Origin of the sequence: Nostoc sp. (assembly GCF_036917435.1) — a bacterium.
Taxonomy (GTDB): Bacteria; Cyanobacteriota; Cyanobacteriia; order Cyanobacteriales; family Nostocaceae; genus Nostoc.
Genome location: NZ_JBALDM010000011.1, coordinates 37,848 through 52,262, shown reverse-complemented (window position 1 = coordinate 52,262; position 14,415 = coordinate 37,848). Strand labels below are relative to the sequence as shown.

The window sequence follows — 14,415 nt, the reverse complement described above, 5'->3', positions numbered from 1 at the left end:
TTGTTATTTCGGAGTACTCATTTGTTATTTCGGAGTACTGATTTGTTATTTCGGCGAACTCATTTGTTATTTCGGAGTACTCATTTGTTATTTCGACGTGTCCATAACGCACCCTACGAAGCTACTAAAAGAGTTGAAACCTATACTGGTCATACTTGTGTGTACACCGTAGCTCGTAAAACGAGAGAGACTTTGAATCTTGCTCCCCAACGCTAGTAGGGAAGGGGCTGTTCTTGTTAGGTCTGTATTTCATGCAATTGAGAACCGCTATAGGTAAGATTCTACAAGGTTGAATTTTCTAACCAGCGTTGTATATACACCAGATATCATGGAGTAGTTTAATATTAGGATTGTTTATCATCTAAACTTTTATGCACAATAGGCAAGTAAATAAAATCTATCTAAAGATATCATTTTTTTGAACAAAAGATAGTTACTGAAAATAATATATGTATTGTAAGACAAGAAATACCAATCATTTACTTTGCTAATAATTAAGCAAAGTTTGTCAAAAAAGTATTTGCCTAACTATAGAATCTTAAAAGATGAAGCAAAAATATATCTAATATTCTAAAACCACAACTTTTGACTGGCTGATACAACTACTACTAGCCCGTCTCTCGGCTGATTTCAGTTCAAAATACTGCTAACAATAATGACGCGATCTCCAAATTCAGAAAATAATCAGCAACCATCTAATCCTCGTTTATGGCTCCTCCTTTTAGGACGTATCAGTTTGGCTCTCGGTGTTGTTTTACTGATTGGAATTGCAGTCGGTGCTTGGTGGGCTAGAAGCTATGTATATAAAGATTTAGCGCCATTAGTGCAGCAAAATCTCGAACAATTGCTTGGGCGACCTGTAAAAGTCGGGAAAGTTGAACGTTTTTCGCTCTCTAGTCTAAGATTTACCTCTTTATCTATACCCGCAACTCCCACCGATGCAGACCAGGTGGTAGCAAAAGCTTTAGAGGTACAGTTCTCGCCCTGGCAAGTTATCTTAAGCCGAAAACTAGTATTAAATGTCACATTAGTTCAACCCAATGTCTATATCCAACAGGATCGAGATGGGCGTTGGGTTACAGCCCAAGTTAAGGCTGGAGAAGGAAAAGGTGCTATTCAAACCGAGTTGGAGACACTTCAAATTCAAGATGGAAATGTGGAGTTGATGCCGTTCGCCGCACCAACTAAACCAAAAGGGTCGGTAGTATTAAATCAAGTTGGTGGTATTGCCCGATTTTTCGATCAAAATCAAAGAATTGGTTATGATATCAATGGTCAATTCAACAGGGGAGGCGGAGTTAAAATTGCTGGGGAAACCCAAGTAAAAGCTCAACAAACTAGCCTAAACGTTTCAACACAGAATTTACAAGCATCTGATATCAGTCGATTAATTCAGTTACCAATTACCTTAGAAGCAGGATATTTAAATGCTGACTTAGCAGTTAAAATTCCACCCAAACTGTCAGATATAGCGATTACAGGAACAGCTAGTGCTAATCAAATCGCTGCTAAAATTCAAAGTATCCCTCAGCAGGTTTCTAATTTTAATGGGAGATTTACATTTCAAGGTCAGACAGTTGCTTTAGAAAATTTGAGTACGAACTTTGGCAAAGTTCCGATTCTCGCTAATGGAACAATTAATACTCAAACCGGTTTTAATGTCTCTGCTCAAATAAAACCAGTTACTGCTAAAAATATCTTAGATACATTAAATGTAAATTCGTCAGTCCCAGCTAGTGGCGAAATTCAAGCAAATATTAAGGTCTTAGGCGCACTTCAGAAACCAGTCGTTAGCGGTACAGTAAGCAATACAAAACCTATTCAAGTTGACCGTATTCTCTTCAAAGCTGTCAATACTGATTTCCGCTTGAATGTATCTCAAACTGCATCTCAACTTGCTGTCTCCAATTTGAAAATAGTCCCCGCAGCCGGTGGTCAAATCACAGGAGGCGGTGAAGCTAATTTAGGAGGGAAAAAAGATGTAATATTTAATGCTCAAGTTGATGGTGTATCCGGGGATATCCTAGCGCGTGGCTATGATGTTACCCTACCGATCGCAGTTGGGAATGTTTCAGCAAAGGCACAAATTGCTGGCTCACTTGGGAAACAGCCATTAAACCTTGATATTTCCAGCGTTCAAGTTACACCGCCAACAGGGGGGCAAATTACAGCCAGTGGTCAAATTCAACTGGCTCCCCAAGGTCAAGTAGGTGTGAATATTCAAGCTCAAGGTTTACCAGGAAATGCGATCGCTCAAGGTTACAATATTTCAACTCCCCTGAATCTTGGTGGTATATCTGCCAACGCTAGAGTTTCTGGTTCTCTGGGTAAACCCTTAAACGTCAATGTGGCTCGCGTTCAAGCAAATCCAGAGGTGGGAGGGCAAGTAACAGCTAGCGGGCAACTTCAGCTTGCATCCCAGGGTAGGGTAGCATTGAATGTCCAAGCCAAAAATTTACCAGGAGATGCGATCGCACGAGCATACAAATCCTCACCAGGTATTACCATTGGCAATGTATCAGCAAATGCCGATATTTCCGGCACTCTGAGCAACCTGCAAGCAGTAGCGCGGGTGCAAGCGCCTAAAGCTACATATCCCACTAGCGGCAGGCTTGTTGTCGCCAAACAAGGAGAGAATATCGTCTTGCCAGATGCCGTATTGAACGTAGCAGGCGGGACAATTAGGGCGAAAGGTCAACTTGCACAACAACGCTGGCAAGCAGCTGTGAACACTTCTCAAATCCAACTCAACCGCTTCTCACCACAACTGCGAGGACGGCTCAATAGCAATCTTCAGTTATCAGGCACAACAACATCTTTCAAACTTGCAGATATTCGCGCCGCCGGACAAATCCGCCTATCTCAAGGGGTATCATTGCTGGCAAAACCCCTGACGGCTCAATTTCAGTGGAATGGACAGCAGATTATAGTTGAAAACGCAAGTACCGCAGGATTGAGTGCTAATGGTGCGATCGCAATTCAAACTCCACCAACAGGTTCACCCCAAATTGCCGGATTTGATTTAAACGTACTAGCACAGAATTTCAACTTAAAAAATACAGGCTTTCAAATTCCTGGAGATGTAGCAGTAGCGGGGCTACTTGATTTTAATGGAAAAGTTACAGGTACTCCAGATGTTCCCCAAGCTAACGGCAACATCCGGCTGCGGAATTTCCAAGTTAGTAATTTGGCATTTGATCGCCTTTTAACCGGAAAGGCGAATTTTCAAGGGGGACAGGGGGCAAGTCTGCAACTAGCTGGGAAGCAAGACATAATTGCGCTTAATTTGGGTGCAAATTATCGTCCAACCTCATTTTTAGTCAGTCGGGATGGCGCAGTTACTAAAGGTAGAACCGAGGGAGATAACTTACTCATCAACGCCCAAAAGTTTCCTATAGCTTTAATTGGTGGCTTTTTGCCTAACAATCAGTTGAAACCTTTGGGGGGACAACTATCAGGAAACTTAGTTGTCAATCTTAATAATTATGCAGTTGCGGGAGACATTGCGATCGCAGCGCCTCGCGTTGCCAGAGTTGCAGCAGACGAATTTCGCGGCAGCATCAATTATGCTGATGGTACTGCTAGCTTGGCTAATGGCCGATTGCGGATTGGAGATAGCAACATCGCCTTAAGTGGAAATGTGAAAACAGGGAACGATCCCCAATTTCAATTCCAAGCTAATTTAGACCAAACCAGAGTTGAGAGACTTTTACAAGCATTTAACATCTTCGACTTTCGAGATATTAGTACCGGGTTGAAACCTCCAACATTAGCTGGAGCAGAGGTTCTTGATACCAAACCTATTACTTTGCCCAATGCAGATTTGAAAACACAGCTAGCATATTTCTCTAATATTGCAACATCCATAGCAAAACAACAGCAACAAGAAACAAAACAAGAGGCATCTTTGCCCACTCTTGCAGAATTAACGGGTGTTTTGAGCGGAGGAATTACAGGTAATGGTTCCTTAAAATCTGGGTTGAATGTTGGCTTTAATTTCCAAGGTGCTAACTGGAAATGGGGTGAATACTCAATTAATCAAGTTATTGCTCAAGGTACTTTTGCCGATGGAATCGTCACGTTTTCGCCCTTGAGTGTTGGAATCAATCAAGGACTAGTAGCTTTTTCGGGACAATTAGGAACTGAAAAACTATCTGGGAAATTGAATGTAGCAAGTCTACCTTTATCACTCTTACAACCTTTTATAGAAAAATATCCCGTAGATATCACTGGTAATGTAAATGCTGATGCCACTTTGGGAGGTAGTTTCAAAGATCCCATAGTCCAAGGGAATGTAAAACTGGCGAATGCGACTCTCAACAAGCAACCTGTGCAAACAGGACAGGTGAACTTTGACTACAACAATGCTCGCTTGAATTTCGACAGTACCTTATTAGTAACCGGAACACAACCAGTTACAGTTACAGGTAACATACCTGCTGCATTACCTTTTGCCGCAGTGCAACCAGATAGCAATCAAATCAGCATCAACGCCAATGTGAATAACGAAGGATTGGCACTGTTAAATCTATTTACCAATAATCAAGTAACTTGGGTAGACGGTCAAGGAAAAGTAGCTTTGAATATTCAGGGTACTTTAAAGGAACCAATTATTAATGGAAACGCCACAGTTAACAATGCAACTATTCGCGCTCAAGCTTTATCCGAACCCCTAACAAATATCACAGGGACAGCGCAATTTAATGGCAATACAGTAAATGTTGAAAACATTCAAGCTACGTACAATAAAGGGCAAATAACTGCATCAGGCATCCTGCCAATTTTGAATCCTCAGCAAGGCGCAGCGAATCCCCTGACAATATCAATAGCAGACAAACTCAATTTTAAGCTTGCAGGATTGTATGAAGGCGGTGTCGGTGGCGATGTCGTAATTCGCGGAACAGCCCTAAAACCTGTAATTGGTGGAGAGATTAAGCTAAGTGATGGTAAGGTGACTATTGGAAACTCTACTAAGACAAAATCAGCAGCTACAACACAAGCTAACAATAACGTCATCAATAGAGAAGAGGTTAACGCTAATGCTACACCTACACCAGATAGTAACGCTAACCCAGTGACTACAGCAGAGAATAACGCTAGCGTAGTGATTACACCAGATAATAAGCCTAGTACAGGAACTACACTCAATTTACCTGTAGAGTTTGCAGATTTAAAGTTGAGTCTAGACAAGAATATTCATGTTACCACAGCGTCTCTACTGAGCTTTGTACCAGGAGGAGCCGCATTAAGTCAGCCGATAGTCAACTTTGAGGCAAAAGGCGACTTGACTATCAATGGTACATTAGCCAAGCCACTGCCTGAAGGATTGATTCGTTTGACAGGAGGACGACTGAGTTTATTTTCTACTGAGTTTGCATTAGCGCGAGGTTACGAACAAACTGCGCGATTTACTCCTAGCCTTGGACTCGATCCTACTTTGGATGTTCGACTTACTGCGATCGTACCTGAAGCATCAACAATAAACAGCCAAGTTTTAGAATCACCATTGTCTGCTGAAGTCAGCGATGTTTCTGTAAATAACTTTGGGACTTTACGTACCGTTACTGTTCAAGCAAGAGTGAACGGCCCAGCTAGTAAATTGGGCGACAATTTGGAACTGACGAGTGAACCTAGCCGTAGTCGGGGAGAAATAGTTGGTCTGTTGGGTGGCTCAATTCTTGGTTCTTTCGGTCAAGCAGATGCAGGACAAGGGCTGACTAATTTCGCTAGTTCTACCATTTTAGGTAGTTTACAAGGAACTATCACTGCGATCGGTCAGGCTGTTGGCTTCAGCGAATTTCGGATATATCCTACCCCTACTACTAATAATGAAACATCAAGAGCTTCAGTTCTGAATTTATCAGCAGAAGGCGTGTTTAATATTAATAGAAATTTCTCTGCCTCTTTATCGCGGGCTTTAGCTACAGATGAGTCTTTTCGTTACAACGTACTTTATCGACTCAACGACGAAATTTTAATGCGAGGCTCAACTAATTTAGGAGATGAAAATCAATTCCAAGTTGAGTATGAAACTCGATTTTAGACTGCTGCAATGGCATTGTCAGTCGAAACAATGGCGTTGTCAGCCGAAACAATGGCATTGTTAGGCGAAACAATGGCATTGTCAGTTGAAGCAATGGCATTGTCAGTCGAAACAATGGCATTGTCAGTTGAAGCAATGGCATTGTCAGTCGAAACAATGGCATTGTCAGCCTAATACGGTTCAGTTAAGGCTAAAACTTATTATCAAGGTCAATTTTTTAACGTTCGGGGAGCGTGCCGGAGGCATCACCGCCAAGATGCAGAGGACGCAGAGAGAAGAAAGAAATAGTTAACCCAAGCGTATTGATTGTTAGCCGATGCATTAGCTATTTTATTTTTACCTACACTACTTAAATTTTTTCAGATAAAGAAGGCCAAATGCCACCAATACGGTTCGGTTAAGATTATTTGATGAAAATATACCTTTTCCTAATCAAATGAGTTACATCATAGCCCCCTCCTCGCTTGCGGGGAGGGGGTTGGGGGTGGGGTTCTTGTATCTCACTGATGATTTGTTCCGACTGTTGATGCTGCCGTTACCGCCTTTTCTTCTTGGGCTTGCATTTCCAGCAATTCTGGAATTGTCACAAATCGATAGCCTTGAGCCTTCAAACCTGAGATCATTTCTGGTAAAGCTTTAACCGATCTTGAACGATTACCGCCCCCATCATGCATCAGTACAATTGCACCTGGTTTTGCATATTTCAGCACATTTTTAACTAGCATTGGCACTTGAGGCGAACGACGTTCAGCGTCTCCCGACTCTTCTGACCACATCATGACAGCGTACTTCTCGTTTCTGGCATATTGGGCTAGTCCATTATTCAGAAAGCCTCCAGGGGGACGAAACAGAGTCGTTTTTTTTCCTGTCGTCTTGTAAATAATATCTGCTGTGCGGTCAATTTCACTAGCCGCAGTTGCTCCATCCATTTGAAAATACCAATGATGCCATGTATGATTACCAATTACATGACCATCAGCAGCCACTTGCTGGGCAATTTTGGGAAAATATTTCACCATTTCCCCAATCATAAAGAATGTGGCTTTGATATTATTTTTCTTCAAAATTTCTAAAATCTGTACCGTATTTTTAGGGCCGGGGCCATCATCAAAAGTTAGGGCGATGACTTTCTCATTTCCTTTTAATTTTGCTTGATAAATGATTGTTCCCTGAAAAGGCTTTGGCACTTCATTCATCTGGTCTGTAGCCGGGGTGATAGACTGAGCATCTGCACTCATTGCCCTACGCGAACTCGTTTTAGCATTCTCACCTTTTAACTTTTGACTTCCAAACAGATGGTCAAGTTTAGTTGTACCTGCAAGCAGACTGATACCCACACTACTTACACTAACAACCAATGTAATTGTTAATAGCTTTAGTAATGACGATAATTTACGGTTAAACATATTAAATCTCCTGAAATATTAGTTATTGGGCATTGGGCATTGGGAATTGGGAAGAATTAGTTCCTATTATTTAGTATCTCATCCCTCTCATCTACCTTTAATCATCAATTACATTACTCGTACTTGGTTGTAAATTAATATATCTGCTGCTATAGGAATCCGATTTGATTCCTGAAAAAATCTAAGTATATGTAGAGTGTGTTAGGCGTAAGCCGTAACGCACGAGAAGCTTCGGGGGAGGTGCGTTACGCTTCGCTAACACGCCACTACATGTATTTCAATAATCAAATATGAGTCCTAATAAAAGAAAAAAATATCTTGAAATATCCCGGCTAAAGCTAAGATAAGTCGCAATTTAATTTGCACTAATTCGCCACCTACGTACAAGAGTGCCATGATAAGACTGAATAAAATAATAGCTAATGGGTTTAACCGACCAATAAAAGCAGCAATGATGGCAGTATAACCGTAACCAAGAAAAATGCTAGGGCAAAGTTCAGCTATAGGGGCGTTACTTCTGACATCTTAGGGACTTCCAAGAAATAAATTACCTAAATAAACGAACCACAGAGGCACAGAGAAATGAGGAGAAGAGAGTTTTTTTCGTCAGTTTTTTGGGTATTTTTTTATTTGGAAGTCCCTTAGTGGAGCATCCCCGGCTCTGCTCCTGAATTCTGTTGTAAAATGTGTAAAATGAAGCGAAAATTTCAACAATATTTTTGGCGTTGTGCCCTAATAGTGTTTCTCACATTAACTCTATGTGGATGGGGTGTGGAGTCTGCACAAGCGCTGTTGCGTCAACATCATGATTCTCCTGGTATCTTACGCTACCACTCACAAGTATCTTTCAAAGATGAAAAAGGATATGCTTGGCAAGTGTTGCTGTTCAAACAAAATTATACTAGTGCAGTAAAGGACTTACGGTTGCGCTTAGTTGGTTTTCCGGGTGTCGTTGAAATTGCTCATCCTCAACCATTGTTGATTGAGACAGTAGCCGGAAAGTTGCTGAGTGCATCGGATGCTTATGCTTTAACTGCACCCGTTTCCAATGTGGGGGAATATAATATGACTGATATCTTACCCAAATTGCCAACAACTGATGCGCTCAAACTCTATGTGCCTCTCTCTAGTGGACAGCAATTGGTTCTCAACATATCCAATAATGTAGTCACTGAGTGGCAATGGCTAGTTACAGAGATTGATTAGTTAGTAAAAGCATCCAAATCAGAATAACCTAATGGTGATGGGGAGCTTGACACTCTCAGCACTAAAGTGACTGAGATTCTACATACAAAGTTAGGTGAACCTAACTCCCGCTACGTTGGTCAAACAACGTCTAGTGAGTCAGCAAAATTTAACTTAAGCTTTCCCGTTACTTTTGAAACCTTCTCACTTTTCTAGAAACCTTCTCAAATTTACTTTTTCTTCGCGCTATCTACGTTTAAGTAGGGTGTAACCGTTTAGAAAACCTGTTTTTGAAGTCTTGTATTTCTTTTTTAGTGATTTTAGTTTAGTGCTTTAGTATATCACAAGAGAGTAAACTTAGGTGACTTTAGTCACACGAGTCGCTTATATCTCAGCCCTAAAAGGACTGAGTTTTACGCTTACTGAGTGTTTCTATAATTAATGCCTGGGGAGGCAAAAATCTTGTCTTCATATACTTATAAGACGAGTTAAAGCCTCCCACATCAAACGCAGGAGTAATTATTAGTCTGGAGACTCCTCAGAAATAGTTTCCGATTCGGTTTCAGGTTCTTCTGTTTCGACTTTAACTGGAGGTTTAACTGGTTTTGGCCCACGCGCTAGGGCCGGATTCCCCTGCTGCCTGGTTTCATTCCCATAAGATGCTTTTTTATCAGTTCCAGATGAGCGATTACGGGTCGGCTTTGAGTTTTTGGGGTTGGATTCAATAGGAGTTATGGAATCCGTATTTTCGGAATTGTTGTCAGTATTTACTTGGGACTGACGTTCCGATTTTTTTATTGGACGTTCTACCATTGTTGATTTTTGTAAATTTATCTGTATAGTACATCGGTTTGTCGTGATTTCTGAATTCTAATCAACAAAATCAGGTCGTGCCTTACCTGTTGATTTTAGCTTTTGCTCTAAAACTTCCCAGTTTTCTTGTTCAATTAAGTTAGTTAACTCATCGAGATTATGACGATACTGTTGGAGCGATCGCAGCAATGCTTGACGATTATACCGCGCCATCATCACTCCCAACTCTGGATTCCCTCCACCTACACGGCTGGTATCCCGAAAACCTGAACTAGCGAATTTTTGGGCTAATTCCAAAACATCGGGGTCAGTTTCACTCAAACAAGCAGCAATCAAGGAAGAACTGACCATTACAGGTAAATGGGAAATCCAACTAACAGCGCGGTCGTGTTGCTCTGGCTGACAATAATAGATATTAGCCCCAAGCGATCGCACAATTTCTTCTACAACCGTAATAGCACTAGTTGGCGTTGTAGCTATCGGTGTTAATACATAAGGTTTATCAACAAATAAATTCCGTTGTGCAGCTTCTATTCCACTGTCTGTTCTTCCCGCCATTGGATGACCGCCAATAAAATTATCCCAAAGGGGAGAAATGGCCTTGACTATCTCTGCTTTCGCTGAACCTACGTCGGTCACGACAGTAGCGGTAGACAAATGAGCGATCATCTCCTTCAATTGGGGAACAATAAGCGCTAGAGGTGTACAAATAAATACAACCTCTGCGGCGGCTAATAGGCTCAGATTAACTGATGCTTCATCAACAGTACCGAGTTCAACTGCCTTTTTACAGGTAGATTCACGGCGACTGACTCCTAAGATATGATGTCCTTGCGATCGCAAATCAAAACCCAAAGATCCGCCGATCAATCCCAACCCTAAAATCCCAATATTCATTTTTGATTTTGACATTCCGTTTTTATGACTTTACCAACTATTGAAGTTGGCATCCAAGGGGTAGCATCAATGACTGTAGAGGAATTACTGGAACAATACGCAGCAGGAGTCTTAAACTTTAGTGGTGTTGACCTCGCAGAAGCTAATCTGAGTGGGGTCAAACTCAGTGGCGTAAATCTGAGCAATGCTAATTTGAGTATAGTTAACCTCAGTGGCGCAAATCTGAGCGAAGCTAACTTGAGCAATGCCAAGCTAAATGTCGCCAGACTCAGTGGTGCGAATTTATCCAGCGCCATCTTAAATAAGGCTAGTCTTAATGTCGCTAATTTGATTCGAGCCGATCTGGGTCGCGCTCAACTTAAAGGAGCCTTGTTGATTCGCGCTGAGTTAATTCGAGCCGATCTCAGTCGCGCCGACTTGTCGGAAGCTGACCTCACCAGTGCTGATTTGCGAGAGGCGACACTCCGCCAAGCCAATCTTCGCCACGCCAACTTGAGCGAGACTATCTTAAGAGGCGCTTCCTTGACGGGAGCTAACTTAGAGATGGCTAACTTAAACGCCAGCGATCTCAGTCGTTGCGATTTGAGTGGTGCAAATTTGCGAGATACCGAACTCAGACAAGCGAATCTCAGCCATGCTAACTTGAGCGGAGCAGATTTGAGCGGCGCGAATCTCCGGTGGGTAGATTTGAGCGGTGCAAATCTCCGATGGGCAGATTTGAGCGGCGCAAAATTGAGCGGAGCTACTTTAATTGGCGCAGATTTAACCAATGCTAATTTAACGAATACAATTTTCATCCACGCCGATTTAAGACAGGCAAAATTAATCAGGGCGGAATGGATTGGTGCTGACTTAACAGGAGCAACATTAACTGGTGCCAAGCTTTATGCCACCTCCAGGTTTGGTTTAAAAACCGAAGGGATGATTTGTGAATGGGTCGATCTGAGTCCAGCCGGCGATCGCTCCATTATCCAAAACTTCCATTCTGAAGACTCACGAGACTTTTTTAACGAAACACCGCCCACAATCCGCATTATTGTTGATGCAGCCTTAGAACACGAAGCCAATTTTGCGATCGCAGGCGCTTACTATCAAATTGCTCAAGAATACCGGAGACTAAAACAACCCCCAAGCATAGAAAGTGGTCGTCGTCGAACTGTTTTTACATTTTATGTAGATAGCGACGAAGCATTATTTTCCACAGCTTATATAGTGATTCTTCCCTTTCTAGATGCGACATCTGCTCAAAAGAATATTTCCAAAATGGTGGAAACGATCAACACTGAAATTCTTACAAACCAAAATTTAAAATCGCTAAAATCACCTCTAATGATGAAACAATTAAATATTCTTCTAGAGCAAGCCATAAGTCAGGCTACAAGAATTAAACAGATGAAAAAAAATATTGAAGTAGCTGCAAAGTTAAATTTTTGTAAAGCCCCAACTCAAATAGTTTTAACAAATTCTAGCGCCCACACCTTAATTGTCCATGAGCATCCCAACTTTGGGAAAAGATTTATTAATCGCTCTGCTCTCAATGCTTCAGTTTATGATGATATATCTCATGAGTCAATAACTTATGATATATTGCCTTCATTAAATATGGTTATAGATTTTATCAAAGGATTTCATTATATTAGTCATTAGAAAGGGGGAATTAGACAAATGACCAATGACAAATGACCAATGACAAAATTATGGAGGACAAAAATGCGCGATATATTTAATAAAGTGACCGGTCGAACTCGCTATGTAGTTTTTCGCCTATTTCTGCACTTAGGGGGAGGCGAAGTAGCGCCAATTTTGGGAGTATTAAATAGTGCTGGACGAGATGCCATCGATGTCGATGGAGACTTAGAAGTTTTGGGAGAAGGATTGGTAGAAATTAGCCAAACTCTACTGCAATATGATGAATATTGGCTTTCTGCTGCCAACGAAGGTGACGTATTTTGGACTGAAGGCGAGGCGGGAGATTACGTGAACGAATTATTTACTGACTCTGCCGAAAGATATCTGAGCGAACCAAATTACAGTTCTGACTCTGGATTAAATGAACCTTTATCGATACCTGTAACCCGCAATATCATTGTGATGATTACAGTAGCTTATGAAGGAGAAGTTCCAGAGTTAGAAACCGATCTTTCTAACATTCAGGCACTTAAAGAAGGATTGAAAGCACTGATCAATTTGCATTACAAACATAGATTAAAGGCAATCCAAATGCATTTTTCGCCAGCACAGTTAGGCGATGAACTAACTAGCGATCAACTATTGCAATATTATCCCGAATTGATTCCTTTATAATGTGTTGGGTAGTCCGTACTTACTACTCACATCGATAAATTGTTAAGCTCAGAGATAGGACAATAATTCAATGATCATGACCATAGTACGTAAATTTACAGCCGTTTTTTTAGCTCTGAGTTTGTGTGTCACAACTGTCGCTTGTGGCGGGGGAAACGAAACTTCTTCTCCAGCGAAGAACGTTAGCCAAAGCTCTACTAACACCAAGCTAAGTGACGGAGAGTATAAAATTCAACAAGCAAGTTATGACGATGCAAGTGGTGAATATAACCTGTTTTTACTGAACAATAAGCCGCCAACCTTTTCAACCGAAAATTTGCAAATGGCACGGTTAACTGATGATGAAATCAAGCAGGGCAAGAAAACCTATCTGAAGGTAGATAAAGGACAACCGATTTTATATCTGACGGAAGATTTTAAAATTGAGTATGTCCACAACGTTACCGAAAATAAAACCAATCCCCAAACCGGACAACAAGAGACGGTTGTAGTCCGTCGAGAAAATAACTTTTGGGCACCCTTTGCTGGGTCTGTAGCTGGTAGCTTGGCGGGACAGGCAATTGGTAGTTTGTTGTTTAGACCTCAGTATTATGTACCCCCTGTCTATCAATCAGGACAAGGATTAAATGGCTTCGGTGGATATGGCGGAAGCTATGGTCAAGCAGTTCAAAACTACCAAACTCGCTACAATGCCCCACCCGCAGTCGTGACAAATCGGACTGCGTTCCGCAATACAGGGACAATTAGAAGGTCATATCCTGGAAATTCAAATATACGCAATACACCCCCTAGCACCACAGGTAATAACCGTCCTTCTGGTTCTGGTTTTGGTGGTAGTAGCCTGCAACCCTCTGGCAATTCCAGCACTACTAGACGCAATTCTGGCAGTAGTTTTGGCAGTGGACGTAGTACAGCACCCCGTCGTTCAAGTGGTTTTGGCAGCAGACGGCGTTAATAAAATTTTCTTACCGAGAAATGAAGAATTCTTGAGCGGAAAAGGTTCTAAGGTAGGAAAAAACTAAAGCTAATTAACCCACATCTCATTACACACTAGCCCTACAATCGCTGTCACACGCGGATGTAGGGTTTTTTATCTGCCTGTGTAGATTGGATATTTTGCCTGGCAAGCTGTCGCGCCTACAAGTTGCACCATATTTTCACCCAATATGTTAAATATATGTTAAATACATCATTGAATTAACGACGATTAATTACGAATTATTCAGTAAAATAATATGAAATACTAAATATAAAGATTGCTAAGAGAACAGGAACCATTTTATTAAAGTCTATTTGCTTTTTTTGAATCATTTCTAAACAAGACATCGGAATCATCAAAGGCCAGAATATAGTTGTTAGCAAAAACATCACAACCGATAAAAATTTGTCTTCTGGAGTCGAAGCAGGATGACGTAGAGAAAATATCAACCAATTGGTTAAAAAATAGCATGTCATTAACAAGTAAGCAATAGTTAAAGTCAGTTGTATCTGATTCACCGTAAGTACTCCTGAAGTTATGTTAGCTTCACCAACTATCATCCGTACAATGTTATAACATATTTGGTTTTCTCTATTGCCCTGTAAATTACCAATGACTTTATATACTAAATCCCTGCAATTCCTGTTATTTACAATTTCTCTTGCTGTTTACAGAGTCTCGTTAAATCTCTTTGGAGAAAATTTTTAAATTTTGGATGATGAATATTAGACCTCTTGCAAAAGTCGCTAACACCCCACCGCCAACCCCTCCCCGATGCTATAGCGTTT

General features: G+C 41.2%; 10 protein-coding genes. 7 read left to right on the top strand and 3 right to left on the bottom strand.

Going from position 1 to position 14,415, the window contains the following annotated elements; all coding sequences use genetic code 11:
* The 3 genes from V7K98_RS04665 to V7K98_RS04655 all read left to right on the top strand — a co-directional run.
* Positions 1-216, top strand: a 216-nt coding sequence (locus V7K98_RS04665) for a hypothetical protein (protein ID WP_335019656.1), incomplete at its 5' end; no start/stop codon positions are given.
* 439 nt (positions 217-655) lie between these two features.
* Positions 656-6,043: a translocation/assembly module TamB domain-containing protein gene (locus V7K98_RS04660; protein ID WP_335019655.1), complete on the top strand. Its 5,388-nt coding sequence runs from the start codon at positions 656-658 to the stop codon at positions 6,041-6,043.
* Positions 6,044-6,052: 9 nt separating this feature from the next.
* Positions 6,053-6,217, top strand: a complete 165-nt coding sequence (locus V7K98_RS04655) for a hypothetical protein (RefSeq protein ID WP_335019654.1) — start codon at positions 6,053-6,055, stop codon at positions 6,215-6,217.
* A 326-nt stretch (positions 6,218-6,543) separates the two neighbouring features.
* Here V7K98_RS04655 and V7K98_RS04650 read toward each other — a convergent pair whose 3' ends face one another.
* The gene (locus tag V7K98_RS04650; RefSeq protein ID WP_335019653.1) at positions 6,544-7,449 is read right to left on the bottom strand and encodes a polysaccharide deacetylase family protein; all 906 of its coding nucleotides are present in this window, start codon (positions 7,447-7,449) and stop codon (positions 6,544-6,546) included.
* 693 nt (positions 7,450-8,142) lie between these two features.
* Between V7K98_RS04650 and V7K98_RS04645 the strand changes: the two genes are divergently transcribed.
* Complete coding sequence (locus V7K98_RS04645) at positions 8,143-8,655, top strand: DUF3122 domain-containing protein (protein WP_335019652.1); 513 nt, start codon at positions 8,143-8,145, stop codon at positions 8,653-8,655.
* Positions 8,656-9,156: 501 nt separating this feature from the next.
* Here V7K98_RS04645 and V7K98_RS04640 read toward each other — a convergent pair.
* The gene (locus V7K98_RS04640; protein WP_335019651.1) at positions 9,157-9,447 is read right to left on the bottom strand and encodes a hypothetical protein; all 291 of its coding nucleotides are present in this window, start codon (positions 9,445-9,447) and stop codon (positions 9,157-9,159) included.
* A gap of 57 nt (positions 9,448-9,504) precedes the next feature.
* A complete protein-coding gene (locus V7K98_RS04635; protein WP_442940392.1) occupies positions 9,505-10,359 on the bottom strand; it encodes a prephenate/arogenate dehydrogenase in 855 nt (284 codons plus the stop codon).
* Positions 10,360-10,413: 54 nt separating this feature from the next.
* On the opposite strand from V7K98_RS04635, the gene V7K98_RS04630 reads away from it, so the two are divergent.
* From V7K98_RS04630 to V7K98_RS04620, 3 genes are all read left to right on the top strand, one after another.
* Positions 10,414-11,991 carry a pentapeptide repeat-containing protein gene (locus V7K98_RS04630; RefSeq protein WP_335019660.1) on the top strand — a complete coding sequence of 526 codons (1,578 nt, stop codon included), beginning with the start codon at positions 10,414-10,416 and terminating at the stop codon, positions 11,989-11,991.
* A gap of 63 nt (positions 11,992-12,054) precedes the next feature.
* The gene (locus V7K98_RS04625; protein WP_335019659.1) at positions 12,055-12,648 is read left to right on the top strand and encodes a DUF1517 domain-containing protein; all 594 of its coding nucleotides are present in this window, start codon (positions 12,055-12,057) and stop codon (positions 12,646-12,648) included.
* 70 nt (positions 12,649-12,718) lie between these two features.
* Positions 12,719-13,603 (top strand): hypothetical protein, encoded by an 885-nt coding sequence (locus V7K98_RS04620; protein ID WP_335019650.1) that lies wholly within the window; start codon positions 12,719-12,721, stop codon positions 13,601-13,603.
* The last annotated feature ends 812 nt before the right edge of the window (positions 13,604-14,415 follow it).

Excerpts from the sequence above, each read along its gene's own strand:
- V7K98_RS04660 (WP_335019655.1), top strand. The coding sequence starts at position 656 with ATGACGCGATCTCCAAATTCAGAAAATAATCAGCAACCATCTAATCCT.
- V7K98_RS04655 (WP_335019654.1), top strand. The coding sequence starts at position 6,053 with ATGGCATTGTCAGTCGAAACAATGGCGTTGTCAGCCGAAACAATGGCA.
- V7K98_RS04650 (WP_335019653.1), bottom strand. The coding sequence starts at position 7,449 with ATGTTTAACCGTAAATTATCGTCATTACTAAAGCTATTAACAATTACA.
- V7K98_RS04645 (WP_335019652.1), top strand. The coding sequence starts at position 8,143 with ATGAAGCGAAAATTTCAACAATATTTTTGGCGTTGTGCCCTAATAGTG.
- V7K98_RS04640 (WP_335019651.1), bottom strand. The coding sequence starts at position 9,447 with ATGGTAGAACGTCCAATAAAAAAATCGGAACGTCAGTCCCAAGTAAAT.
- V7K98_RS04635 (WP_442940392.1), bottom strand. The coding sequence starts at position 10,359 with ATGTCAAAATCAAAAATGAATATTGGGATTTTAGGGTTGGGATTGATC.
- V7K98_RS04630 (WP_335019660.1), top strand. The coding sequence starts at position 10,414 with ATGACTGTAGAGGAATTACTGGAACAATACGCAGCAGGAGTCTTAAAC.
- V7K98_RS04625 (WP_335019659.1), top strand. The coding sequence starts at position 12,055 with ATGCGCGATATATTTAATAAAGTGACCGGTCGAACTCGCTATGTAGTT.
- V7K98_RS04620 (WP_335019650.1), top strand. The coding sequence starts at position 12,719 with ATGATCATGACCATAGTACGTAAATTTACAGCCGTTTTTTTAGCTCTG.